We start from the raw sequence: 24,764 nt of genomic DNA on the forward strand, positions 1-24,764 counted from the left end.
CGATCGCTACGCAGGCAGCTCAGGAGGATGTGGATGAGCGGCTCCCAACTCATCGAAACCCTGTCGGATTCAGGTTCCGGTCTCGCCGAAATGCTGGCTGAGCGGGCTGAGATCCTGAACCTCAGCCAGGCGGCTCATGACGCCGTCTTGCTGCCGCGCGACCCTGGTGGGATCAACCGGGCCGAACGCGCGGCGCTCGCAGCCCGCATGGCACGCGCCAATGCCGATCCCGCCCTCGCCGAGCATTATCGCGGGCTGCTGCGCCAGGCCGGCGACAGCCCTGCCCACCTCGCCATTGCCGATGGCGCCGATCCTGCTGCGGATATCGGCGCCCGGCTGCGGGCGATCATCCGCCATGTCGACCTGGTGACACACTCGCCGAAGGACGCGACCAAGGCCGACATTGCGGCTCTGGTCGCAGCCGGCCTGTCCGAGCCCGACATCGTCAGGCTGGCCGAGCTGATCGCCTTCGTGAACTACCAGGCGCGCGTCATCGCCGGCCTGCGGCTGCTGGGGACCATCGCATGAGCACCGTCGTCCACGAATTTACCGACAAGGTCCCGCACTGGTCGCCCTATGTCACGCCGGTCGTGCTCGCCGAGGCGACGCCGGAGCAGCTCGATGCGATGCAGGTGACGCCGTCGAACAAGAAGATCTCCGACTACGTGCTGACGCTCGCGCATGATCCGGAATCGCTGAAGGTGCGCTCGCCTCTGTTCAACGCGATCATGTACGGCAAGGGCGGGCTGTCCTCGGCCGAGCGCGAGCTCGGCGCCACCGCCGCCTCGATCGTCAACCGCTGCGTCTATTGCGCGGCGGTGCACGCCTCGCGCTTCAACGCCCTGACCAAGCGCACCGACGTGATCCAGGAGATCTTCGCCCGCGAGCTCGACGCCGAGCTGGAGGAACACCAGCAGGCGATCTTCGATTTCGCCGCAAGGCTGTCGAAGACGCCGTCCGAAGCCACGGCCGACGACATCGCCAAACTTGCCGATCTCGGCCTCTCCAAGGTTGAGATCCTCGACCTCATCCTCTCCGCTGCGATCTTCGGCTGGGCCAACCGGCTCATGCACACGCTCGGCGAGCCGATCAGAGACTAGCGCGCCTCAGCCCTCACGCAGCGAGTGGCACTGTCGATCCGGCAGGCTTCGAGCATTGCGCAAGGTCGCGTCTGCGCCAGTTCCCGTGCTATCAAGTCGGCATAGCCATTGGCGCCTTCGCAGGCCGGCGGTTCTGCCCGACCTGGGGCCGCAGCCTGCAGAGGCTGGCCATGCCGACAGCCATCGATTTCGTTCAGGCCCGCAACCGGATGGTCGAGCAGCAGCTTGCCGGGCGCGGCATCCGCGATGGCAACGTGCTCGACGCGATGCGGCAGGTTCCGCGCGAGATCTTCGTCGCAAACCAGCTGGCAGAGTTCGCCTATCGCGACGGCCCGATTCCGATTGGGGAGGGTCAGACGATCTCGCAACCCTATGTCGTCGCCTTGATGCTGGAAGCCGCCGGAATAGCGGCACAGGACAAGGTGCTCGAGGTCGGCGCCGGCTCAGGCTATGCCGCGGCCGTGATAAGCCGGATGGCGCACAAGGTCTGGGCGATCGAGCGGCATTCCACGCTGGCGGCGCAAGCGGCCGAACGGCTGCAGCGCCTTGGCTACGGCAATGCCGAAATCCTGTGCGCCGACGGGACCAAGGGCTGGCCCACGGCGGCGCCGTTCGATGCGATCATCGTCTCGGCCGGCAGCAGCACCATACCTGCTCCCTTGAAGCGACAGCTTGCGATTGGCGGACGGCTTCTAATCCCTGTCGCGTGCAGCGAATACGGCCAGATGCTGACCAAGCTGGCACGGCAGGGCGAGGACGCATTCGCCAGCGAGGTCCTTGCAGCGGTCAGTTTCGTGCCGCTGATCGGCCAAGCCGGCAGGGCGGTGTGAGCGGGCAAACTCCCGAACCGGAGCAAGGGATGGTCCGCACACGATAGGGACGCCGCGCTCTTGCCCAAGGCTTTCGGCGCAAAGGCGAATGGATACGCTGAAAAACTCGCCAGTTGACAGTTTTGCAATCGATTACATAATCCCTTTCGAAGCGGCTCCGCAGAATGAGCCACTCTTGGGAGGAGCACCGATCATGTGTGTCGGCATCGTCGATTCAGCGGCATTTCCCGGCAGCGCGACCGCGCTGCGGCGACGCTGAGCGCGGAGCGAAAGCCCGGTCATGGTCCAGATCGGCTTCAACCTGCTGACGGTCGGTGGCTTCATCGATGAGGCGCATCTGCCGTTGTGCGAGCGCATCCGCGAGATCGGCTATGACGGCGTCGAGATCCCGGTCTTCGAAGGCGAGGTCGGGCATTACGAGCGGCTCGGCCGCCGGCTCGACGCGATCGGTCTGAAGCGCACGATCGTCACTATCGTCGCCGAGGACAGCAACCCGCTCTCGCCCGATCCCGCCATCCGCCAAAAGGCTCGCGAACGGCATCGATGGGCGGTCGACTGTGCCGCGGCGCTCGGCGCCACCATCATCGCCGGCCCCTATCACTCGCCGGTCGGTGTCTTCACCGGCGAAGGCCCGCGCAAGGACGAACTCGCTTATCTCGCCGAGGCGCTGCATGCGATGGCGGAGGATGCCGGCAAGGCCGGGATCGCGCTCTCGCTGGAGGCGATCAACCGCTTCGAATGCTACGCGCTGAACACGATGGAGGCCGCGAGCGCACTCCGCGCTCGGGTCGGGCATCCGAACTTCGGCTACATGTACGACACCTTCCACGCCAATATCGAGGAACGCGACCCGGTCGGCGCCTACAGCCGGTACGCGTCCGAGATCAACCATATCCATCTCTCGGAGAACGATCGCGGCATCGTCGGGCGCGGCCATGTGCCGTGGGCTGAAACCTTCCGCGCCATACATGCCACCGGCTATGATGGCTGGCTGACGGTCGAGGCCTTCGGCCGGGCGCTGCCTTCGCTCGCTGCGGCGACGCGGGTCTGGCGTGACCTCTTCCCCGATCTCGATACGCTGCTCACCGAGAGCCACGGCTTCATCCGGCGCGGCTGGGCGCAGGCGGGTGCGGCATGAGCGCGGGCACGCCGGTCCTTTCGATGCGCGGCATCGGCAAGAGCTTCACCGGCGTACGGGCGCTCGACGATGTCAGCCTCGACTGCCATGCCGGCGAGGTCCACGCCATCTGCGGCGAGAACGGCGCCGGCAAGTCGACGCTGATGAAGGTGCTCGGCGGCGTCTATCGTCCGGACGAAGGCGAGATCCTGCTCGGCGGGCAGCCAGTCGCCTTCCGGCATCCGGTCGAGGCACGCCGGGCCGGGATCAGCATCATCCACCAGGAGCTCAGCCTGCTGCCCGAACGCAGCGTCGCCGACAACATCTTCCTCGGGCTGGAGCCGACCCGCAGCGGTCTGCTCGACCGTGCCGCGATGCATGACGGCGCGCGCAAGCTGCTGGAGCGTGTCGGTGCCAGGCTGCATCCGGGCGCGCTGGTGAAATCGCTCTCGATCGCCGAACAGCAACTGGTCGAGATTGCCAAGGCGCTGGCGCTCGATGCCCGCATCATCGTCATGGACGAGCCGACTGCCGCGCTCGACGAGCGCGATGCCGGCCGGCTGCTGGAGCTGGTCGGGACGCTCAGGCGCGAGGGCGCCGCAATCCTCTACATCTCCCATCGCATGGCCGAATTGAAGGCGATCGCCGATCGCATCACCGTGCTGAAGGACGGCAAGCTCGTCGCGACGCGCCCCGCCGCCGCGCTGACGCCAGCGATGATCGTTCGGCTGATGGTCGGGCGCGACCTCGCCGATTTCTTTCCGGCGCCGGGCGATCCGGCGAAGCTCGGTCCTATCGTCCTGACGGTGCATGGCGGAAGCAACGCTGGGCTCTCAGACATCGCGCTCGACCTGCGCGCCGGCGAGATCGTCGGCGTCGCCGGACTCGAAGGCTCGGGCAAGGGCGCGCTCGGACGGGCCTTGTTCGGTGACGAGCCTTTCACGCACGGCCGCATGACCATCGACGGACAGGACGGCCTGATCTCATCGCCGCGCGCCGCCATTGCCGCCGGCATCGGCTTCCTCTCCGACGACCGCAAGAAGGAGGGCATCGCCCCGCAGCAATCGTTGCGCGACAATGTCCTGATGACCCTGCGGGCCTTCGCGCGCCGCCTGCTGCCGCCGGGTTCGGGCGCAATGGCGCGCGCCGCCGCCGACCTGCAGCTGACCGAGGTCGACGTCCGCGCCGCCGGCTTCGCGCAGGAGATTCGTGAGCTTTCCGGCGGGAACCAGCAGAAGGTCGTGATCGGCCGCTGGCTCGCGCGCGACCCCAAAATCCTGATCTTCCTGGAGCCGACCCGCGGCATCGATGTCGCGGCCAAGGCGGCGATCTACCAGCTCATGCGCGGCCTCGCCGATCGCGGCCGCGCCGTCCTGATGATCTCCTCCGACCTGCCGGAGATCATCGGGGTCAGCGATCGCATCCTCGTCATGCATGAGGGCCGTATCGCTGGCGAGCTGAAGCGCGGCGCCAGCGAAGAAGACGTCATGCACCTTGCGCTGGGCACCGGCCATGCGGAGGCCGCAGCATGAGCGCCAGCGCTGACATCGTCGCTCTCCGCCCTGCACGCGAAGTGCCGGTTGCGCCGCTGCTGTTCGCCGGCTCGCTCGCGCTCTATGTCGCGACCGCGCTCGCGACCGGGCAGCACGCCTATCTCACCGGCGAGGGCTTTGTCGGCCTGACGCAGCGCATGGTCGGGCTCGGCATCGTCGCGCTCGGGCAGACGCTGACCATCTTGGTCGGCTCGATCGACCTTTCCGTCGCCAACCTGATCAGCGTCTCGGCCGTGCTCGCCTCCTTCATCATGAAGGGCGAGCCGGCGATGATCGCCCCGGCCGTGCTGGCGGTGCTGGCCCTCTCGGCGGCTGTGGGTCTCGTCAACGGGCTGATCATTGCCCGGCTCGACGTCAATCCGCTGATCGCGACGCTCGGTGTCGGGCTGATCCTGCAAGGCCTGCTCTCGGCGAGCTTCAGCAATTTCGCCGGCTCGGTCCCGGCCGCTTTCCAGGCCTTCGCCTATGGGCGGATCGGGCCCCTGCCCTGGTCGGTGCTGCTGCTGTTCGTGTTGGCCTTCGCGATCTGGCTGCTTTTGAGCCGCACGCGCTTCGGCGCGCACCTCTACGCCACCGGCGGCAACCGCGACGGCGCCCGCCTCGCCGGCATCCGCACCGAGCGCGTGATGATCGGCGCGCATATGCTGTGCTCGCTGATGGCCGGATTGACCGGGCTCTATCTCGCCAGCCGCCTGCGTGCCGGCGCGCCCTGGGTCGGCCGCGACGGCGTCTATGATCTCGAATCCATTGCCGTGGTGGTGATCGGCGGCACGCTGCTCGCCGGCGGGCGCGGCGGCGTCTGGGGCACGCTCGCCGGCGTCTTCCTGTTCGCCACGCTCGACGCCGTCTTCAACATGACCGGCATCGACGCCTTCCCGAAGCAGGTGCTGCGCGGCGCCATCGTCATCCTCGCCGTCGCGGTCTATGCGGTCCGCAGCAAGGGGCACGTCGCATGAGCGCCGCAGCTGCCCAGTCTGGACCCTCGACGGCGCTGCGCTTCGCCCGCGGCATCAATGTCGGCCTCGCCGTCTTCCTCGTGCTCTACGGCACGATCGCCGTGCTGCAGCCTAGCTATTTCGAGGTTGAGGGCTTCCTCAATTTCCTGCGTCGTGCAGCGCCATTGATCATCCTTGCCTGCGGCCAGCTCTTCGTCATCGCCGGCGGCGGCTTCGACCTGTCGATAGGCTCGCTGGTGACGCTGACCGTGCTCGGCGGCTCGATGCTCGCCGGCGGCAATCCCGACAACACCTGGTGGACGATCGGCGTGCTCTATCTGATCGGGCTCGGCGTTGGGCTGGTCAACGGGCTCGTCGTCACCCTGCTCAAGGTGCCCTCGATCATCGCGACGCTCGGCATGCTGCTCTCGCTCAACGGCGCTGCGCTGATGTGGTCGGGCGGCGCGCCGCGCGGCTATCTGCCGGAGAACTTCCGGGCACTCGGGCGGCTCGTCTATCGCGACGTGCCGGTGACGGGGATCATGCCGCTCTCGGTGATCATCCTCGCCGTCTTCGTCGGACTCGCTGCCTGGCTGCTGCACGCCACCGTCTTCGGCCGGCAGGTGCTGGCGGTCGGCGACAATCCGCGCGCGGCCGAGCTTTCCGGCGTGCCGGTCGGCGCGACGCGGGTGCTGGTCTTCATCATCTCGGCGCTGTCGGCGGTGACCGCGGGCATCCTGCTCGGCGGCTTCGCTGGCGTCTCGACCGCGGTCGGACAAGGGCTGGAGCTGCAGGCGATCGCCGCCTGCGTCATCGGCGGCGCGCAATTGCTCGGCGGGCGCGCCAGCGTGACCGGCGCCGTCGCCGGCGCACTCAGCCTCTTCGCCCTGTTCACCCTGCTCAACCTGATGGGCCTGCCGCAGCCGCTGCGCGAAACCGTGCAGGGCCTGATCCTGATCGCCGCGGTGGCGTCGAGCGCCTGGCGCATGCGGCGGGCGTAACAAGTTTTCGGAGGCGCGTGATCCCACGCGCTCCGCCAGAGGCCGCCGGCAAGGCGGCGCGACAGAGGGAGGTGAAGATGAAGACGCAGATTGGCCTGACGGCGCTGCTGGCGGCGTTGTCGACGGGCGCCATCGCCCAAAACTTCAACGATCCCGCCGAATTCGAGCGGCAGAAGGCGCTGCTGACGGTCGCGCCGCAAGGTCCCGACGGCAAGCCCTGGGAGCAGAATCTCGGCGGCGAGAAGGTCGACACCGCCAAGTACAAGAAGCCCGGCCCCTATAAGCTCTGCTTTTCCAATGCCGGTGTGAACAATCCCTGGCGCGTCGTCGGCTTCACCAACATGCAGGCCGAGGTCGACGCCAACAAGGCCGACATCGCCTCGTTCACCCATGCCGATGCCGAGGGCAAGGACGACAAGCAGATCTCGGACATCAACGCCTTCGTCAACAGCGGCCAATGCGACGCGCTGATCGTCTCGCCGAACACCACGGCGGCGCTGACCCCGGCGGTCGAGGCGGCCGCCAAGAAGCTGCCGGTCGTGGTCTTCGACCGCGGCGTCGACAGCAAGGCCCCGGTCACCTTCATCAACCCGATCGGCGGCTACGGCTTCGGCATCCAGGGCGCGAGCTTCATCGCCGAGAAGATCCCGGCCGGCGGCTCGGTGCTGGCGCTGCGCATCCTGCCGGGCGTCGACGTGCTGGAGAACCGCTGGGCCGCGGCCGAGCGCATCTTCAAGGAGAAGGGCATCAAGGTCGTCGGCGCCGAGTTCACCAATGGCGACAACGCCAAGACCAAGGCGATCGTCGAGGACTACATCAACCGCTTCGGCAAGATCGACGGCGTCTGGATGGATGCCGGTGCCACCGCCGTCGCGGCGCTCGAAGCCTTCGAGGATGCCGGCAAGCCCTATCCGGTGATCAATGGCGAGGACCAGCAGGACTTCCTGCAGAAGTGGAAGAAGAACAAGCTCACCGCGATCGCGCCGACCTATCCGACCTATCAGTGGCGCACCCCGGTGATCGCAGCGATCCGCATCCTCAAGGGCGAGCCCGTCACCGGCCCGACCTGGAAGCTGCCACAGCCGGCGATCACGGCCGAGAACCTCGACAAGTTCGTCAACGACAAGATGCCGCCGCTGCACTATGCGCTTTGCGGCTGCGAGCAGATGACGAACTATCCGGCCCGCTGGGGCGGCAAATAACGACGATATCGGGCGCCCGCGCGACGTGGGCGCCTACCCCTGCCCTGCCGGCAGCGATTGCGGCATGATGGGCGTCCTGCCTCCTCCTGCCGATTCGCTGCCGCTTTTCCAGATCATCAGCTTTGCAAGACGCAACCCCAGCCGCTCCGACCATCGCCGAAGTCGCCCGCCTCGCCGGCGTCTCGACCGCGACGGTCTCGCGCACCCTGGCCCAGCCCGAGAAGGTCAAGGCCCGCACCCGCGAGCGCGTGCTCGATGTGGTCAAGGCGACCGGCTTCATCCCCAACGCCCAGGCCCGCAATCTCCGCCTGCAGGCGACGCGTACCGTGATCCTCCTGGTCCGTGACATCAGCAACCCGTTCTATCTGGAGATCTACAAGGGCGTCGAAGAGGCGGCGATCGACGCCGGCTACAAGGTGCTGATGGGCGATGCCCGAGACGATGACGAGCGCATCCTGCGCTATGTCGACATGGTCAGGGAGCGTCATGCCGATGGGCTGATCCTGATGGTCGGCCGCTTCCCCGAGGCTCTCGCCAGCCGCACAAGACTGCCGCCGATCGTGGTCGCGCTGGAGATGCTGCCCGGGCTGAACCTGCCGACGGTCAAGGTCGACAACCATGCCGCGGCGCGCGCCGCGGTCGCCCATCTCGCCGGGCTCGGTCATCGTCGCATCGCCCATATCGCCGGGCCGATGCCGGACCCGATGAGCCTCGACCGCCGCGACGGCTATCTCGCCGGCCTTGCCGATGCCGGCATTCCGGCCGATCCTGAGCTTGTCGTCGAGGGCGATTTCGGGCTCGCGGCCGGCCGAGCCGCGATCCGGACGCTGGATGAGAGAGGCGCCAGCTACACTGCCGTCTTCGCCGCAAGCGACCAGATGGCGGTCGGCGCCATGGGCGAGTTGCGTGCCCGTGGCCGCAATGTCCCCGACGATGTCTCCGTCGTCGGCTTCGACGATATCGTGCTAGCGGAAGCCGTTGAGCCGCAACTCACCACGGTCCACCAGCCGCGCCGCGAGATCGGCCAGGCGGCCATGGCGCTGCTGATCGAACAGTTGTCGGGGCGCAGCGACCAAACTGATCTCGTGCTGCCGACGCGGCTTGTCGAGCGCTCTTCCGCCGCTACACCGCCCAAGCAAAGCGGCCGGACCTGACAAGACAGGTTCAGGCCGCGGCCGCCGTTGCGCGCCGTGCCATCGCCGTCGCGACCGTCTTCTCCAGATCGGCCTGCCAGAACGGCTTGTTGAGCCGCAGCACACCCGCTCCGGCGCCGGCCGGCAGGTCGGCATAGCCGGTCGCGAGAATCACCGGCAGGCTCGGCCAGCGCTCGCCGACCTCCGCGATCAGTTGCGCGCCGGTCATCTGCGGCATGGCATGGTCGGTGATCAGCAGATCGATCTCGCCATTGCTCTCAAGGATCGCCAGCGCCTCGCGGCCCGAGCTGGCCTCGAAAACCTTGTGGCCGAGATCCTCGAGCAGCGCCGTCGTGTTCATCAGCACGAGCGCGTCGTCATCGACCGCGAGCACGGTGAGCGGGCGCTCCGTCGCGCCGGGCGCAGCCTGAGGCTCCGCGGTCGGTCGGGCGGCCTCGGCCGTAGCGGCTGCGGCCGCCACCGGCAGCCAGATCTCCACGGTCGTGCCCTGTCCCAGACGGCTATCGAGGAGCAGCCGGCCACCGAGCTGCTCGGCCATGCCGTGCACCATCGACAGGCCGAGCCCCGTTCCCTTGCCGACCCCTTTTGTGGTGAAGAAGGGCTCGGTCGCCTGGGCGAGCGTCCTGGCGTCCATGCCGCTGCCGGTGTCGATCACCGAAAGCCGGATGTAATCCCCAGACGGCAAGCCGGTGCGGTGTCCGCTGCCGATAGCCTCGTTGCCGGCGGCGATGCGGAGCGTCCCGCCCTCCGGCATGGCATCGCGTGCATTGACGGCAAGGTTGAGCAAGGCGGCTTCGAGCTGGTTCGGATCGGCAGAAGCCGTCGCAAGATCGGCGGGGAAATCGGTCTCGATCCGGACCAGCGGACCGAGCGAGCGCTGCAGCAGCTCGCCCATCTCGGCAACAAGCACGTCGACCGCCACGGGCTGCAAGGCGAGCTCCTGCTTGCGGGCGAAGGACAGCATGCGCTGCGTCAGGGAGATGCCCCGGCTAGCCCCCTTGATCGCATTGTCGATCAGGTTGAGCTGGCGCTCGTCGCCGATCTGGCGGCGCACGAGTTCGAGGCTGCCCAGCACGGCGGTCAGCAGATTGTTGAAGTCGTGCGCCACGCCGCCTGTGAGCTGGCCCAGCGCCTCGATCTTCTGCGACTGGAACAGTGCCTCGCGCGCCGCGTCGAGCTCGGCCTGGACCTTATGGCGCTCGCTCAGGTCGCGCGTGACCTTGGCGAAACCGATGATCTCGCCGCTGTCGTCGCGGATCGGGTCGACGACGACGCTGGCCCAGAAGGTTTCACCGTTCTTGCGAACGCGCCAGCCTTCCTTCTCGGCACTGCCATTGTCGATCGCGGCCTGGAGCGTCTTCTGCGGTTCGCCGCGCTCACGATCCTCCGGCGTATAGAACCGCGAGAAATGCTGGCCGATGATCTCGTCGGGCGCATAGCCCTTGATGCGCTGCGCACCGACATTCCAGTTTGTGACGATACCGTCGGCGTCGAGCATGTAGATCGCGTAGTCGGTGACGCCCTGCACCAGCAGGCGGAACTTCTCTTCGCTGCGCCTGAGCGCCTGTTCGGCCTGGCGCCGCTCGGTCAGGTCGCGCGTGACCTTGGCGTAGCCGAGCACTCGTCCAGTTCCCGGATTGAGGATCGGATCGATGACGACATGGGCCCAGAAGCGCGTGCCATCCTTGCGAACCCGCCAGCCTTCGCTCTCGAAGCGCCCCTCGGTCGCGGCCGCGCGCAACGCACGTGCCGGCAGCTCGCTTGCACGATCCTCGTCCGTATAGAACCGGGAGAAAGGCTGACCGATGATCTCGTGATCCTCATAGCCCTTGAAGCGCCGTGCGCCCGGGTTCCAGCTGATCACGATACCCTGCGGATCGAGCATGTAGATGGCGTAGTCCGTGACGGACTCCACCAGCAATCGATAGCGCTCGGCGGTCACCGGACCTTCCGCAATCTGAAGCACGTTTGGAACCTTGGCATGTGACATGTCGAACGCGCTGAACGCGGCGTTCCGCAAAAGGTTCCCGGTGGAACAAAGAAAAATTGACGTAGGGTTAGCGGGCCGGTTTGGGCGAGATCAGAATCGCGCCTGAAGCGGCGACGACCAGCACCAGTCCAAGCCAGTCGCTCGCCGCCGGGCGCTCGCCGAGAAGCAGCACAGAGCCGAGCGCCCCGACGGCCGGAACCATCAGGGTGCCGAGGCTGGCGATGCCGGCGGGAAGCCGGGCGATCACGGTGAACCAGAGGAAATAGGCGAGCGCCTGCGCGCCGAGGATATGGAAGGTCAGTGCCGCCGCAACCGGCGGCGACAATGCTTTCGGAGCCGGGACACCCTCGAAGATCAGCATGCCGATGCCGGCGGCCGCGCCGCCGATCAGCAATTGCCAGGCGGCGATCGTCAGTGTCGGCGCCGCCACCGGCCAGCGCTTGGTGACGATGGTGCCGAGCGCCCAACTCAGGCTGGCGAGCAAAGCGAGAGCGAGTCCCGGCGAGAATTGTCCCGCCTGGATCAGCGGCAGGCCGAGGCAGAGCAATCCGGCGATGCCGAGCCCCAGGCCGATCAGCCGTGGGCGATCGAAGTGCTCGCCCAGTATCGGCCAGGCCATCAGCGTCGCCCAGACCGGCATGGTGAAGGTCAGGATCGCGGCGCGCGAGGTCGGCGCCATCAATTGCGCGAAGGCGAGCAGGATGTTGAAGGCGGCGATCGAGAGGATGCCGGCAGCGATCAGCCTCGGCCAGTGCGCCGCCGGCACCTTGAGACTGACGCCGCGCGCCAGCGCGACCGCGACCAGCGCGAGGCCGGCGAAGGTCATGCCGCCGGCCCGCAAGGTCCAGGGCGCGATCTCGGTCAGCGAGATCCGCACCGCCGGCCAGTTGAAGCCCCAGAGGAGCCCGAGCAGCGGGACGAGCAGGAGCGAGCGGGCGGGCACTGGCGGCATAATGGAACTATGCGTGAGGACGAGCCTGCGCCGTCATGTCATTTCGATGCAGGCTCGATGCACGGCAGGCGCGCACCAAGCCTCCCTCAGCCCCCAATAGCCTCGACGCCGCACCATTCGGCGACGAAGAGCGCCATGGTGCCGGTGATGCGCTTCAGCGAGGCCAGGCTGACGCGCTCGTCGAAGGCGTGGATGTTCTGCGAGATCGGCCCGTAGCAGAGCGCCGGCACCTTGTCGTAGAGCGCATAGACCCGGGTATCGAGATAGCCGGGGGTCATGAAGCTCTTCAGTGCCTTGCCGGTCGAGCCCTGATGGGCGCGGCCGAGCACAGCTTCGGCCTCGCTGCCGGGTTCGAGCACATAGCCTTCGGACCAGAAGCCGTTGAAGACGACCTTGGGCGGATTGTTCGAGAGGAAGGTGTCGGAGCGGGCGAAGGCCAGCACCTTCGCCTCGATGCGCTTGCCGAGCTCTTCGGCCGACATGCCGGGATAAAGCCCGATACGGCAATCGACCCTGCACCAGCACGGCACCGAGGAGGCCCAGTCACCGCCCTCGATCTTGCCGATGTTGAGGTTGATCGGGTGGGCGATGTCCTCGAAATGCTTGCGGCCATGCTTCTCGCGATTGAGCGCGGCTTCCAGCTCGCGCAGCGCGCCGATGACCCGGTAGGCGGCGTCGATCGCATTCGCCCCGGCGGCCATCTCGCGCACATGCATCGGCACGCCGCGGACCTCGAACTGGAACCAGAGCACGCCGGTGTTGGCGCGCACCAGCATCTCCTCCTCCGGCTCGGGGATCAGCACGGCATCGGCCTCGTAGCCGCGCAGATGCGTCATCAGCGCGCCATTGCCGGTTGATTCCTCCTCGACCACCGACTGGACATAGACGGTTCCCGCCGGCTGCAGGCCGATGCGCCGGAGCGCGTCGAGGCAAAAGAGGTTGGCGGCTCCGCCGGCCTTCATGTCGGCACCGCCGCGGCCATAGAGCCAGTCGCCCTCGATGACGGGATCGAAGGGCGGGTGCGTCCAGAGCTCGGCCGGGCCGGTCGGCACCACGTCGACATGGGACTGCAGAATCAGCGAGCGGCCCTTTTCCTCGCGCGGATGGTGGATGCCGACGACGATCGGCGCCTCGGAATGCGTGTCCGAGAACGGCGCGCCACCGGGATGGCGGCCGATCGCCTCGCGATCCATGGCGAAGCGGTCCATGGTGAAGCCGCGTTGCTTCAACGCGCGGAAGATGAAGTCCTGGACGGTGTGCTCGTCACCACGCGTCGAGGGAAAGCGGATCATTTCCTGGGTGAAAGCGATCTGCTCGGCAAAGCCCGCTTCGACGGAAGCGAGGATGCGGTCGCGCAGGGCGGAATCGAGCGGCATAGGAGGTCTCCGGTAGTCGTAGGGCTACGCCGTCATGCTCGCCCTTGTGGCGAGCATCCATATCTTGAACACCGGCGGCGGCCGGCGACGGCGTGGATGGTCGGGCAAGCCCGACCATGACGAGGTGTGATCACCGCCCGAACCGCTCCCCGCCGGGGACGGCGGCGAGCAATTGGCGGGTATAGTCGTGCTGCGGAGCGGCGAAGAGCGCGGCGGTCGGGCCAGCCTCGACGATCCGGCCGCGCTGCATCACCGCGATCTTGTCGCAGATCTGCGCGGCGACGCGCAGGTCATGGGTGACGAACAGAATGGCGAGGCCGAGCCGCTGCTGGATGTCCTTGATCAGCTTGAGGATCTGCGCCTGCACGGAAACGTCGAGCGCCGAGACCGCCTCGTCCGCGACGAGCACATCGGGTTCGAGCGCGAGCGCCCGAGCGATGCCGATGCGCTGGCGCTGGCCGCCGGAGAATTCGTGCGGGTAGCGGTCGATCGCATTGGCGGAAAGGCCGACCAGCTCGAGCAGCTCCTTCGCCCGCGCCAGCGCGTCCTTGCGTGGGACGCCATGCGCGACCGGCCCGTCCGAGATGATCCGCCCAACCGTCTGGCGCGGGTTGAGCGAGGCGAACGGGTCCTGGAACACCATCTGAATGCGCTTGCGGTGCGGGCGCAGGGCGGCAACGCTGAGCTCGGTGATGGCGAGATCGCCCAGCGTGATCCGGCCCGAATCCGGCTCGATCAGGCGCAGGCAGCAGCGCCCGACCGTCGACTTACCCGAGCCGGATTCGCCGACGAGGCCGAGCGTCTCGCCTCGCGCCAAGGTGAAGCTGACATCATCCGCCGCCTTGACCTCGCGGCCAGGCCGGAAGAAGGCGCGCTTGCGATAGACCTTGCCGAGCCTCTCGACGGTGAGGACCGGCTTGCTCTCCGGCAGCGGCGGCCGCTCCGGCGGCGTCAGCGACGGCACGGCGGCGAGCAGTTTCTGCGTATAGGGATGGCGCGGCGAGCCCAGCACCTGGTCGACCGTGCCCTCCTCGACCAGGACGCCCTTTTCCAGCACGGCGATACGGTCGGCAATCTCGGCGACGACGCCCATGTCGTGGGTGATGAACAAGACCGCGGTGCCGTGCTTGTGGCGGAGATTGTCGATCAGCTTGAGGATCTGCGCCTGCGTGGTGACGTCGAGCGCGGTTGTCGGCTCGTCGGCGATCAGCAGCTTGGGTTCGAGTGCGAGCGCCATCGCGATCATCACGCGCTGGCGCTGGCCGCCGGAAAGCTCATGCGGATAGGCGCGCGCCAGTCGCTCCGGCTCGGGCAGGCCGACCTCGGTCAGGAGCGCGACGGCGCGGGCATAGCGTTCCGGCTTGCTCAGCAGCTTATGCGCCTCGAAGGTCTCGACGATCTGGTCGGCGACGCGCATGACCGGGTTGAGCGAGGTCATCGGCTCCTGGAAGATCATGCCGACCTCGCGGCCGCGCACGTCCTGCATCGCGTCTTCCGAGAGAGCGAGCAGATCGCGGCCGGCGAGCTTGATCGCCCCCGCGACCGGTTTCACGGCCTTGGGCAGCAGGCCCATCACCGCATGGGCGATCATCGACTTGCCGGACCCGGACTCGCCGACGACGCAGAGCGTCTCGCCCGCGGCGATGCGCAGCGTCGCACCCTCGACCGCATAGGGACGGTCGGCCATTGCCGGCAGAGCGAGCTTCAGGCCTTCGATCGAGAGAACGGGAGCGGCCATCATTCCCTCCCCCGGGCGAGGCGCGGGTTCAGCGCGTCGTTCAGCCCCTCACCGGCGAGATTGAGCGCCAGCACGGTCAGGAAGATCGCGACGCCCGGGAAGAAGCTGATCCACCAGGCGTCGAGCAGGCGGGTGCGCCCGGCGCCGACCATATAGCCCCAGCTCATCAGGTTGGGATCGCCGAGGCCGAGGAAGGAGAGCGAGGATTCGAGCAGGATCGCCGAGCCGATCATCAGCGAGCCCATCACGATGATCGGCGCGATCGTGTTGGGCAGGACCTGGCTCCAGATGATCCGCGCGGTCGGCTGGCCGATGGTGATCGCCGCCTGGACATATTCCCGCGTCTTCAGCGAGAGCACCTCGCCGCGCACCAGCCGCGCCACCGGTGGCCAGCTGACCACGCCGATGGCGAGCACGATCGAGCCGAGCTTGGGCTGCAGGATCGCGACGAGGACGATGGCGAGCGCGAAGGAGGGGATGGTCTGGAAGAACTCGGTGAAGCGCATCAGCGCATCGTCGATGATCCCGCCGGCATAGCCGGCAATCGCGCCGAGCGGCACGCCGATGAGCAATGCGACCAGTGTCGAGACCAGCCCGATCGTCAGCGAGACGCGGGCGCCGTGCGCGAGGCCCGAGGCGATGTCGCGCCCGAGCGTATCGGTGCCAAGCGGGAAGCGATCCATCACGAAAGGCGCGAGGAAGGGCCGCGCCACCGTTCGCCACGGCGATTGCGGATAGAGCTGGGGGGCGATGATTGCGAAGAGGATCACCACGATCAGGATGGTAAGGCCGATCACGGCGCCGCGGTTGCGGACGAAACGCTCAAGGAAGCTCATGACACCGCCTCAATGCGCGGATCAGCCAATCGGTAGACAAGGTCGGTCAGGATATTGAAGCCAACGACCATGGCCGAGGAGATGAAGAAGACGCCGAGCAGCACCGAATAGTCGCGCTGGACCAGGGCATCGAACATCAGCCGGCCGATCCCCGGCCAGGCGAAGACGGTCTCGGTCAGCACCGCGCCGCCGACGAGCTGGCCGGCCTGAAGCCCCGCAAGGGTCACCACCGGCAGGATCGCGTTGCGGGCGACGTGGCGCCGCGAGATCACGCCGGGGCTGAGGCCTTTGGCGCGGGCGGTCTTGACGAAATCGGCGCCGGCGACCTCGAGCATCGAGGCCCGCATCATCCGCGCATAGAGCGCGGTGAAGAACAGGCCGAGCGTCAAAGCCGGCAGGACGAGATGGCTGGCGATGTCGAGCGCACGGGCGAGCCCGGTATAGTTCGCACCGATGCTCTCGTAGCCGACATTGGGGACTAGGCCGAGCTTCAGCGAGAAGACGATCTGGCTCATCAGCGCGACCCAGAACAGCGGCGTCGCGTAGAAGACCAATGCCAGCGTGGTGATGACGCTGTCCTGCCAGCGGCCGGCGCGGCGGGCGGCGAGCGCGCCCATCAGCGTGCCCAGTCCCAGCGAGACGATGAAGGCGGCGCCGGTCAGCAGCAGCGTCGCCGGCAGCCGGTCGAGGATCAGGCTCAACACGCTCTGCTGCTGGCGATAGCTGAAGCCGAGATCGAAGGTCAGGTAGCCCTTGAGATAGACCCAGAGCTGGGTGAGCAGCGGCTGGTCGAGGCCGAAGCGCTCGCGCAGCTGGATCAGCAACTGCTCGTCGGCAGCGCCGGCTTCACCAGCCAGCACCTGCGCCGGATCACCAGGGGCGGCCCGGATCAGGAAGAAGTTCAGCACCGCGATGGCGAAGAGGACGACGATCCCCTTCGCGAGCCGGCCGGCGAGGAATTGCGCGAGGTTCATTCAGGCGATCCGAAGAGATTGTCGATCGGCCGATTGATCAGGCCGGCAAGACCACTCGTCATGGTCGGGCTTGTCCCGACCGTCCACGTCTTCATGGATCGAGGGCGGTGTTCAAGACGTGGATGCTCGCCACAAGGGCGAGCATGACGGCGTGGTGCGACGGCTGCTGCCATCACTCCTTCCAGGCATCACGGAAGCCGTCGTCGACGCCAATGCCGGTGGTGACGAGGTTCTTGACGTTGCAGCGATAGATGGTCGGGAAATCCATCTCGAGCAGCCAGAGCACCGGCAGCTCGTCGGCCAGGAGCTTCTGCACTTTCGTGTAAAGCTCCTGTCGCGCGCCGTCCGTCGGCGCGATCGCCGCCTCGGCGAAGAGCTTGTCGACCTCGGGATTCGAGTAGCCGCCGACATTGGCGAAGGGATTGCCCTTGGCGATGTTGCTGGTGATGTAGCTGCGCGCCACGCCCATGGCGGGGTCGCCGAGCTGGTAGAGGAAGTTGAAGTTGAGGTCGAAGTCCCAGTTGCTGGCCTTCTGGGTCCAGCCCGGCACGTCGGTGTTCTCGACCTGCACCTTGACCCCGACATCCTCGAGGTTCTGCTTGATCGCCTCGGTCCAGCGCGTCCAGGTCTCGCCATAGGGCAGGTTGAGCAGGCGGATCGTCTCGCCCTTGTAGCCGGAGGCCTTGATCAGCTCCTTCGCCTTCTTCGGGTCGAAGGCGTATTTCGGCACGTCGTCCGAATAGAACTTGGTCTTCGACGAGATCGGCCCGGTCGGCAGCTTGCCGAGCCCGCCCCAGACCACCTCGCGGCCGAATTCGCGATCGATCGCGTACATCAACCCCTGGCGGAACTGCTTGTTGCCCAAAATGCCGTTGCGGACGTTCGGGGTGAGCCAGGCATGGGGAGCGAACATCTCCCAGCCCTTGGTGGTCATGCAGGTGTTGGGCAGCTTGGCGAGGCGGGCGACGTCGTAGACGTCGACCGAGCCGCCGGTCAGCACGTCGACCTTGCCGGTCTCATAGGCGACGGCGCGCGCCGCCGCGTCGGGGATGATCTGCCAGTAGATCTCGTCGAGGTTCGGCTTGCCCTTCAGCCAGTAGTTCTCGTTCTTGACGAGGTGGATGTAGGAGCCCTTCTTCCACTCCTTCAGCTTGAACGGGCCGGTGCCGATCGGCGTGTTGTTGGCCGGATTGGCGCGGTAGTCGGTGCCGTCGTAGATGTGCTTGGGGATCATCGGCGCGGAGGCGACCTCCTGCGTCATGATCATCGGGCCGAAGGGCTGCTTCAGCGTGATCTTCACGGTGAGGTCGTCGACCTTCTCGATCTTCTCGACCTGGGCGTTGACGATCGGGCGCCAGCGCGGATGGACCTCGCGCAGGAACTTGTCGAGCGTGAAGACGACGTCGTCGGCCGTGAACGGCTTGCCGTCATGCCAGGTCACGCCCTCCTGCAGCTTGAAGGTGTAGACCTTGGCGTCCGGCGAGATCTCCCAGCTCTTGGCCAGGGAAGGCTGCGGATTGAGCTTCTCGTCATAGCGCAGCAGCGACTCGTAGATATTGCCGGCGACCATGTTGGTCGGGCCGTTCTGATTGAGCCCCTGCATCAGCATCGGCGGCTCGGGCTGCACGACGACATGCACCGTGCCGCCCTTCTTCGGTTCCTGCGCCTGCGCCAGGCCGAGCGCCAGGACGGAGGCGGCGAGCGCCAGGCCAAATCTCAATCCGGTCATCGTCGTTCTCCCCCGTTTCTTCATTCGCGGCCAGTTCCCAGGGATCGCACTCCATCATGCGTCCCTTGGCAAGCTCGGCAGCCATGAAAGCGAGAGACAAAATCCGTGTCAATGCTTGACATGGCGTGTTATTAGGCGACACGCTCAGCAAACGAACATGGCGCACCTTTCATCTGCGATGAACCAGAAAGACGGGGACAGGGCCGCGCAATTGCCGCCGGGCGTGCCGATCGTCCGTGCCGTCGATCGTGCCATCGCTTTGCTCCGGGCTTTCCGCCCGGAGCAGCCCCGGCTTGGCCTGAGCGAACTGGCGCGCCAGGTCGGGCTCGACAAGGGCACGGCGCGGCGATTGCTGCTGACTTTGCAGCTCAACGAACTCGTCGAATATGACGAGCATTCACAGAGCTATGCTTTGGCCGTCGGGTTGATCGAGCTCGGTAGTGCGGTGACAACCGGCCGCGAGCTGCGCGACATCGCCGGACCTTATCTGACCGAAATCGCCGAAAAGACCGGCGCGACCGCCTTCATCTGGGTGCATATCGCCGGGCGCGGCCTCTGCGTCGATCGCGTCCGCGCCTCGCTGCCGCATGTCGACGCGACCTGGTTTGCCGTCGGCGCGCAGGCGCCTTTGAACTGCGGCGGCGGCCCGCGCGTCCTGCTGGCCTATCTCGACGACGAGCAACGCCGGCTCGCCCTCTCGCTCGACCTGCCCAAGCGCGCGCCGGCGAGCCAGACCGATCCGGAGCTGCTCTGGCGCGAGGCCGAGCGCATCCGCGCGCAGGGCTGGGAGCTGGCGGCCGATGACTTCTTCATCGGCCTGACCGGCGTCGGCGTGCCGATTTTCGACCGCTCGGGTGCACTCGCCGGAGCACTCAGCATCTCCTCGCTGACCTCGATCGTCGCGCCGGAGGGGCGCCCGGTGCATCTCGACGCGTTGCGGGACGCTGCGGCACGGATCGGGGTACGGGTCTTGCCGGGGTGAACTAGCGCTCGATCCGCGTCGAGAGGATGATCGAGGACATGGTGCGCTCGACCCCCTCGAGCGCGCCGATCCGGTCGATCAGCCCATCGAGCTCACCGATCGAGGGCGCCACCACCACCGCGATCATGTCGAACTGCCCGCTGACCGAATGCAGCGTCCTGATCTCGGGAATGCGGCGCAGCTCCGCCTCGACCCGAACCGCGAGCTTCGGCAGGGCGGTGATCAGCACATGCGCCTTGACCTGGCCCTTCTCGTAGTCCTCCGAAAGCCGCGCCGTATAGCCGGCGATGACGCCGCGGCGCTCCAGCCGCTCGATCCGGCTCTGCACCGTCGTGCGCGACAGGCCGAGCTTGCGGCCGAGCTCGGCCACCGGGGCGCGGGCGTTCTCGGTAAGCAGGGTGAGGAGCTGGCGATCCGTCTGGTCAGTCGTCATAATGACGAGAGCTTACGGCGTTCTGTCGAAAATTCCCATATGAATCGTCGTGTCGCCGGCTTCTAACCGACGAAGCCTTCGGTGACTCTGGTTCCCAGAAACAGATTCATCGGGGGAACCATGAAAAACGTGGTCGTCATCGGCGCCGGCAAGATCGGCGCAACCATCGCCGACCTGCTCGGCGCAACCGGGGATTACCGCGTGGTGATCGCCGACCGCTCCAACGAACAGCTTGCCGCGATCAGGACCAGCCCGACGATCTCGACCCGCCGGGTCGACATCACCGACGCCGCCGAGCTCGCCCAGGTGCTGAACGGCGCCTTCGCGGTGCTCTCGGCCGCCCCTTACGACCTGACGACGCGCATCGCCGAGGCCGCAGCGGCCCAAGGCGTGCACTATCTCGACCTGACCGAGGACGTCGCCTCGACCCGCCGCGTCAAGGAACTGGCGCTGACCGCCAAGGCGGCGCTGATCCCGCAATGCGGGCTGGCGCCGGGCTTCATCTCGATCGTCGCCGCCGATCTCGCCCGCGATTTCGACCAACTGGATAGCCTGAAGCTCAGGGTCGGCGCTCTGCCGCAATATCCGTCCAACGCGCTGAACTACAACCTGACCTGGAGCACGGACGGCGTCATCAACGAGTACTGCGAGCCCTGCGAAGCCGTCGTCAACGGCGAGCGCGTGCTGGTGCCGGCGATGGAGGAGCGCGAGGAGTTCTCGCTCGACGGCGTCACCTACGAGGCCTTCAACACCTCCGGCGGGCTCGGCACGCTCTGCGACACGCTCGCCGGCAAGGTGCGCACGCTCAACTACCGCACCATTCGCTATCCCGGCCATTGCGCGATCATGAAGGCGCTGCTGCAGGATCTGCGCCTCAGCGAACGCCGCGATGTGCTCAAGGACATCTTCGAGAACGCCCTGCCGAGCACGCTGCAGGACGTGGTCGTGATCTTCGTCACCGCCAGCGGCCGGCTGAACGGCCGGCTGACCCAGCAGACCTATGCCAACAAGGTCTACAGCGCCATGGTCGGCGGCGTGATGCGCAGCGCCATCCAGATCACCACGGCGTCTGGCATCTGCGCAGTGCTCGACCTGCTGGCACAGGGAAAGCTGCCGCAGAAGGGCTTCGTCAAGCAGGAGGAGATCGGCTTCGACGCCTTCCTCGCCAACCGCTTCGGCCGTGCCTATGCCCGGCCCGAGGATCTCGGCAACGCCCCCGGCGAGAGCCACGCGGCCCGCGCCGCCTGAGCTCGCGCCAAGCATAATCCTCCCCGGCCCGCAAGCGGGCCAACGCAAGGGGTGCATGAGCGGGTGCGGGCTGGCAGTGGCCCGCTCCCGCGCTAGAACAAGAAAAATAGTTCCATAGGGAACGTTTCCGGGGGAACGACCAAACAATGGCCAGACGCGTCCTGATCGCGGAATTCATGCACGAGACGAACACGTTCAGTGTTCAGCTCACCGATGAGGCGGTGTTCCGCCATCACGGCGTCTTCCGCGACAATGAGGTGCCCACAGCCTTCCAGGGCACCCGGACCTCGATGGGCGCCGCCTTCGAAGCCGCCGAGAAGTTCGGCTGGAGTCTCGTCCACCCGCTCGTCACCGGAGCCAATCCGTCAGGCCGCGTCACCGACGCGGCCTTCGACGTCTTCGCCGGGATGATCCTGTCCGCCTGCGAGCGGCTCGACGGCATGCTGCTGCATCTGCACGGGGCGATGGCGACCGAGAGCTCCGACGATGGCGAAGGCGAATTGCTGAAGCGCATCCGTGCCAAGGTCGGACCCGACGTGCCGGTCGTCGCCGTGCTCGACCTGCACGCGACGCTCACCCAGCTCATGGCCGACAATGCCAACGCGCTGATCTCCTACCGGACCTATCCTCATATCGACCAGTATGAGCGGACCTGGCAGGGCGCCGAACTGCTGGACCGCGCAATGAAGGGCGAGATCAAGCCACGTGTCGCAGTAGCGCGCCGGCCGATCCTCTATGCACTCGATGGCGGGCGCACGACCTCGCCGCCCTTCATGGAGCTGCTGCGCCGCGGCGATGTGCTGGAGGCGGCAGGCGATGCGCTCGTCGTCAGCGTCCAGGCCGGTTTTTCCTCGGCCGACGTGCACGACATCGGCCCCTCCATCGCCGTCACCCATGACGACCGCGGCAAGGCGCAGGCCATCGCCGAGGAGCTGATGGACTATGCCTGGGAGCAGCGGCATTTCTCCTCGATCCACTTCACGCCTCTGAAGGAGGCGATGGCCAAGGCCAAGGCGGGCGAGGGCACGCTCGGGCCGGAGGCCGGCGGCAAGCCGCTGGTGATTTCCGACTATTCCGACAATCCGGGCTCGGGCGCCTATGGTGATGCCACCAATCTGCTACGCGCCGTGCTCGACGCTGGGCTGAAGAATGTCGGCTTCCACGCCATCCGCGATCCCGAGGCGGCGCTCGCGGCGCAGGCGGCCGGCGTCGGCAATCGCGTCAGGCTCAAGCTCGGCGGTAAGGTCGACCCAAACACCGGCGGTGGTCCGCTCGAGCTCGATGCTCATGTCGTGGCGCTGACCGACGGGCATTTCATCTGCTACGGCCCGATGGCCGGTGGTGTCTGGCGCAATTACGGGCTCTCGGCCTTGCTGCGGGTCGATGATGTCGAGATCATCGTCATCACCCATAATGGCCAGGCGACCGACCTTGCCCAGTTTACCTCGCTCGGCGTCGACCCGACGCGGAAATCGACCGTGATCGTCAAGTCGATGCAGCATTTCCGTGCCGCCTTCGAGCCGATCGCGCGCGAGGTGATCGAGGTCGACACTGGCGCGCTCTCGACCAAGAACTTCAAGGAACGGCCGTACAAGAAGGTGCGCCGCCCCATCTTCCCGCTCGACGATATCTGAGAGGCGAGGTGCTGACCGACAACCCCACAAAAATTGGCCCGATCTGCGAAAAGATATGGCCCGTTTGGTCGCGCTCGATGCCAGATCGCGACCTATCGTCTGCAGCGGTGACCATCACGGATGCGGCTCGGATGAACGCTATAAAATCAATGAGTTGCGTTGGCTTTTTTGGCCGGCCGACCGACCTCATCTGAGGCCCGGCCGCAAGGTGCCGGCGAAGACAGTATAGGCAGGAGAAGACCATGGTGGTTCAGGCCGATATCGTATTGCGCAACGGGCCGATCTGGTGCGGGCGCGAGGAGGGCGTGGTCGAGGCGCTGGCGCTCTGGGGCGACAAGGTGCTCGCCGCCGGCAAGGACGCCGAGATCGCCAGCCTGATCGGCCCCTCGACCAAGGTCATCGACCTCGCCGGCCGGCTGGCGACGCCGGGGCTGAACGATTCCCATCTCCATCTGATCTCGGTCGGCCTGACCATGGACTGGGTCGACGCCCGCCCTGCGGTGGCGCCGACGCTGGACGCTCTGCTCGGCCAGATCGCCGCTCGCGCGGCGAAGGCAAAGCCCGGCGAGTGGGTGCTGGCGCGCGGCTACGACCAGACTAAGCTCGACACCGGCCGCCACCCGTTCCGCGAGGAGCTCGACCGCGCCTCGCCGAACAACCCGGTGATGCTGGTCAGGACCTGCGGCCACATCTCGATCGTCAATTCATTGGCTCTCAAGCTCGGCGGCATCGACGAGACCTCGCCGACCCCTCCGGGCGGGCTGATCGAGCAGCAGAATGGCCGGCTCACCGGCCTGCTGGCGGAAAATGCCCGCGCCCCGGTCAAGGCCGCGATCCCGGCGCCGAGCGAGGAGCAGCTCCTGGCCGCGATCGAGCGCGGCGGGCAGTACCTGCTCTCGCTCGGGATCACCAGCTGCATGGATGCCGCGGTCGGGATGGTGACCGGCTTCAACGAGATCGCGGCTTATCACAAGGCCAAACGCGACGGCCGCCTGCCGGTCCGAACCTGGCTCGCCCTGCTCGGCGACGAGGGCCGCTCGATCGTGCCGCAGTGCCATGAGGCGGGCCTGATCTCCGGCACCGGCGACGAGATGTTGATGATCGGCGCGGTCAAGATCTTCCTCGACGGCTCGGCCGGCGGGCGCACGGCCTGGATGAGCGAGCCCTATCTCGGCGAGGACAAGACCACCGGCGTCCAGATGCTCTCGGACGAGGATCTGGAGCGGCAGGTGCTCGATGCCCACGCCAAGGGCCACCAGCTCGCCTGCCACGCCATCGGCGACGCGGCGATCGAGCAGTTGATCACCGCCTATGAGAAGGCACTGGCGGCCTACCCCGATCCTGATCGGCGCCACCGCATCGAGCATTGCGGCTTCTCGACGCCGCAGCAGCACGAGCGGATGGTCAAGGCCGGCATCTACCCCTGCCCGCAGCAGGTCTTCATCCACGATTTCGGTGACGCCTACGTCAAGGTGCTCGGCAAGGAGCGGGCGCTGCCGAGTTATCCGTTCCGGACCTGGTTCGATCTCGGACTGAAGCCGGCGACCGGCAGCGATGCGCCGGTCTGCGATCCCAACCCGTTCCCGAACTTCCACACCATGCTGACACGCCAGACCTGGCGCGGCACGGTCATGGACGAGCGCCAGCGCGTCTCGATCGAGGAAGCCCTACAGGCCTACACCGAATACGGCGCCTTCTCGCAAAAGCAGGAAGCGGTGAAGGGCAAGCTCCAGCCCGGCTTCCTCGCCGATGTCGCCGTGTTCTCGCGCGACCTGCTTTCGGCCTCGCCGGAGGACATTCTGAAGGATACGCGCTGCGACCTCACCATTCGCGGCGGCAAGGTCGTGTACCAGCGTTCAGGCAGCGCCTGAACGCGCTGCACAATGGAAACAAGAAGACAGGGCGTGAAAGCCCGCTATGGTTTCAAATGGAACGAATACCGGCGCCGATCAACGGCGCCGACCTCGGAAGAGTTCACCA

Annotated in this window: 21 protein-coding genes; 13 read left to right on the forward strand and 8 right to left on the reverse strand. The window is 66.8% G+C overall.

Going from position 1 to position 24,764, the window contains the following annotated elements; all coding sequences use genetic code 11:
- The first annotated feature begins 33 nt into the window (after positions 1-33).
- From ACWIGM_RS30350 to ACWIGM_RS30390, 9 genes are all read left to right on the forward strand, one after another.
- The gene (locus ACWIGM_RS30350) at positions 34-528 is read left to right on the forward strand and encodes a CMD domain-containing protein (protein ID WP_454029708.1); all 495 of its coding nucleotides are present in this window, start codon (positions 34-36) and stop codon (positions 526-528) included.
- On the forward strand, positions 525-1,100 hold the full coding sequence (locus ACWIGM_RS30355; RefSeq protein WP_454029709.1) for a peroxidase-related enzyme: 576 nt from the start codon (positions 525-527) through the stop codon (positions 1,098-1,100). Before ACWIGM_RS30350 ends, ACWIGM_RS30355 begins: the two co-directional genes overlap by 4 nt.
- Positions 1,101-1,309: 209 nt before the next feature.
- The gene (locus ACWIGM_RS30360; RefSeq protein ID WP_454029710.1) at positions 1,310-1,930 is read left to right on the forward strand and encodes a protein-L-isoaspartate(D-aspartate) O-methyltransferase; all 621 of its coding nucleotides are present in this window, start codon (positions 1,310-1,312) and stop codon (positions 1,928-1,930) included.
- A 280-nt stretch (positions 1,931-2,210) separates the two neighbouring features.
- Positions 2,211-3,068, forward strand: coding sequence for a sugar phosphate isomerase/epimerase family protein (locus tag ACWIGM_RS30365; protein WP_454029711.1), 858 nt, complete (start codon positions 2,211-2,213; stop codon positions 3,066-3,068).
- Positions 3,065-4,579, forward strand: a complete 1,515-nt coding sequence (locus ACWIGM_RS30370) for a sugar ABC transporter ATP-binding protein (protein ID WP_454029712.1) — start codon at positions 3,065-3,067, stop codon at positions 4,577-4,579. The genes ACWIGM_RS30365 and ACWIGM_RS30370 overlap by 4 nt, the downstream gene beginning before the upstream one ends.
- Positions 4,576-5,556 carry an ABC transporter permease gene (locus ACWIGM_RS30375; protein ID WP_454029713.1) on the forward strand — a complete coding sequence of 327 codons (981 nt, stop codon included), beginning with the start codon at positions 4,576-4,578 and terminating at the stop codon, positions 5,554-5,556. Before ACWIGM_RS30370 ends, ACWIGM_RS30375 begins: the two co-directional genes overlap by 4 nt.
- Positions 5,553-6,536 (forward strand): ABC transporter permease, encoded by a 984-nt coding sequence (locus ACWIGM_RS30380; RefSeq protein WP_454029714.1) that lies wholly within the window; start codon positions 5,553-5,555, stop codon positions 6,534-6,536. The genes ACWIGM_RS30375 and ACWIGM_RS30380 overlap by 4 nt, the downstream gene beginning before the upstream one ends.
- 77 nt (positions 6,537-6,613) lie before the next feature.
- Positions 6,614-7,738, forward strand: a complete 1,125-nt coding sequence (locus ACWIGM_RS30385; protein WP_454029715.1) for an ABC transporter substrate-binding protein — start codon at positions 6,614-6,616, stop codon at positions 7,736-7,738.
- Positions 7,739-7,860: 122 nt separating this feature from the next.
- Positions 7,861-8,892, forward strand: a complete 1,032-nt coding sequence (locus ACWIGM_RS30390; protein ID WP_454029716.1) for a LacI family DNA-binding transcriptional regulator — start codon at positions 7,861-7,863, stop codon at positions 8,890-8,892.
- 10 nt (positions 8,893-8,902) lie between these two features.
- Here ACWIGM_RS30390 and ACWIGM_RS30395 read toward each other — a convergent pair whose 3' ends face one another.
- The 7 genes from ACWIGM_RS30395 to ACWIGM_RS30425 all read right to left on the reverse strand — a co-directional run bounded on the left by ACWIGM_RS30395 (position 8,903) and on the right by ACWIGM_RS30425 (position 18,487).
- Positions 8,903-10,882, reverse strand: a complete 1,980-nt coding sequence (locus ACWIGM_RS30395; RefSeq protein WP_454029717.1) for a hybrid sensor histidine kinase/response regulator — start codon at positions 10,880-10,882, stop codon at positions 8,903-8,905.
- 67 nt (positions 10,883-10,949) lie between these two features.
- Positions 10,950-11,834 carry a DMT family transporter gene (locus tag ACWIGM_RS30400; RefSeq protein WP_454029718.1) on the reverse strand — a complete coding sequence of 295 codons (885 nt, stop codon included), beginning with the start codon at positions 11,832-11,834 and terminating at the stop codon, positions 10,950-10,952.
- Positions 11,835-11,920: 86 nt separating this feature from the next.
- Entirely contained in the window at positions 11,921-13,210 is a 1,290-nt protein-coding gene (locus tag ACWIGM_RS30405; RefSeq protein WP_454029719.1) for an ArgE/DapE family deacylase, read from the reverse strand.
- A gap of 130 nt (positions 13,211-13,340) precedes the next feature.
- Entirely contained in the window at positions 13,341-14,948 is a 1,608-nt protein-coding gene (locus tag ACWIGM_RS30410; protein ID WP_454029720.1) for an ABC transporter ATP-binding protein, read from the reverse strand.
- Positions 14,948-15,784, reverse strand: coding sequence for an ABC transporter permease (locus tag ACWIGM_RS30415; RefSeq protein WP_454029721.1), 837 nt, complete (start codon positions 15,782-15,784; stop codon positions 14,948-14,950). Before ACWIGM_RS30415 ends, ACWIGM_RS30410 begins: the two co-directional genes overlap by 1 nt.
- Positions 15,781-16,758, reverse strand: a complete 978-nt coding sequence (locus tag ACWIGM_RS30420) for an ABC transporter permease (RefSeq protein ID WP_454029722.1) — start codon at positions 16,756-16,758, stop codon at positions 15,781-15,783. Before ACWIGM_RS30420 ends, ACWIGM_RS30415 begins: the two co-directional genes overlap by 4 nt.
- A gap of 172 nt (positions 16,759-16,930) precedes the next feature.
- On the reverse strand, positions 16,931-18,487 hold the full coding sequence (locus ACWIGM_RS30425) for an ABC transporter substrate-binding protein (protein ID WP_454029723.1): 1,557 nt from the start codon (positions 18,485-18,487) through the stop codon (positions 16,931-16,933).
- A 178-nt stretch (positions 18,488-18,665) separates the two neighbouring features.
- On the opposite strand from ACWIGM_RS30425, the gene ACWIGM_RS30430 reads away from it, so the two are divergent.
- A complete protein-coding gene (locus ACWIGM_RS30430; protein WP_454029724.1) occupies positions 18,666-19,469 on the forward strand; it encodes an IclR family transcriptional regulator in 804 nt (267 codons plus the stop codon).
- A 1-nt stretch (position 19,470) separates the two neighbouring features.
- On the opposite strand, the gene ACWIGM_RS30435 is transcribed toward ACWIGM_RS30430, so the two are convergent.
- Entirely contained in the window at positions 19,471-19,902 is a 432-nt protein-coding gene (locus ACWIGM_RS30435; RefSeq protein WP_454029725.1) for an Lrp/AsnC family transcriptional regulator, read from the reverse strand.
- Between the two features lie 120 nt (positions 19,903-20,022).
- Between ACWIGM_RS30435 and ACWIGM_RS30440 the strand changes: the two genes are divergently transcribed.
- From ACWIGM_RS30440 to ACWIGM_RS30450, 3 genes are all read left to right on the forward strand, one after another.
- Positions 20,023-21,150, forward strand: a complete 1,128-nt coding sequence (locus ACWIGM_RS30440; protein ID WP_454029726.1) for a saccharopine dehydrogenase family protein — start codon at positions 20,023-20,025, stop codon at positions 21,148-21,150.
- A 146-nt stretch (positions 21,151-21,296) separates the two neighbouring features.
- Positions 21,297-22,784 (forward strand): M81 family metallopeptidase, encoded by a 1,488-nt coding sequence (locus tag ACWIGM_RS30445; RefSeq protein WP_454029727.1) that lies wholly within the window; start codon positions 21,297-21,299, stop codon positions 22,782-22,784.
- Between the two features lie 242 nt (positions 22,785-23,026).
- Positions 23,027-24,655 carry an amidohydrolase gene (locus tag ACWIGM_RS30450; protein ID WP_454029728.1) on the forward strand — a complete coding sequence of 543 codons (1,629 nt, stop codon included), beginning with the start codon at positions 23,027-23,029 and terminating at the stop codon, positions 24,653-24,655.
- The last annotated feature ends 109 nt before the right edge of the window (positions 24,656-24,764 follow it).

It is taken from the genome of Allobosea sp. NPDC055332, assembly GCF_053645455.1.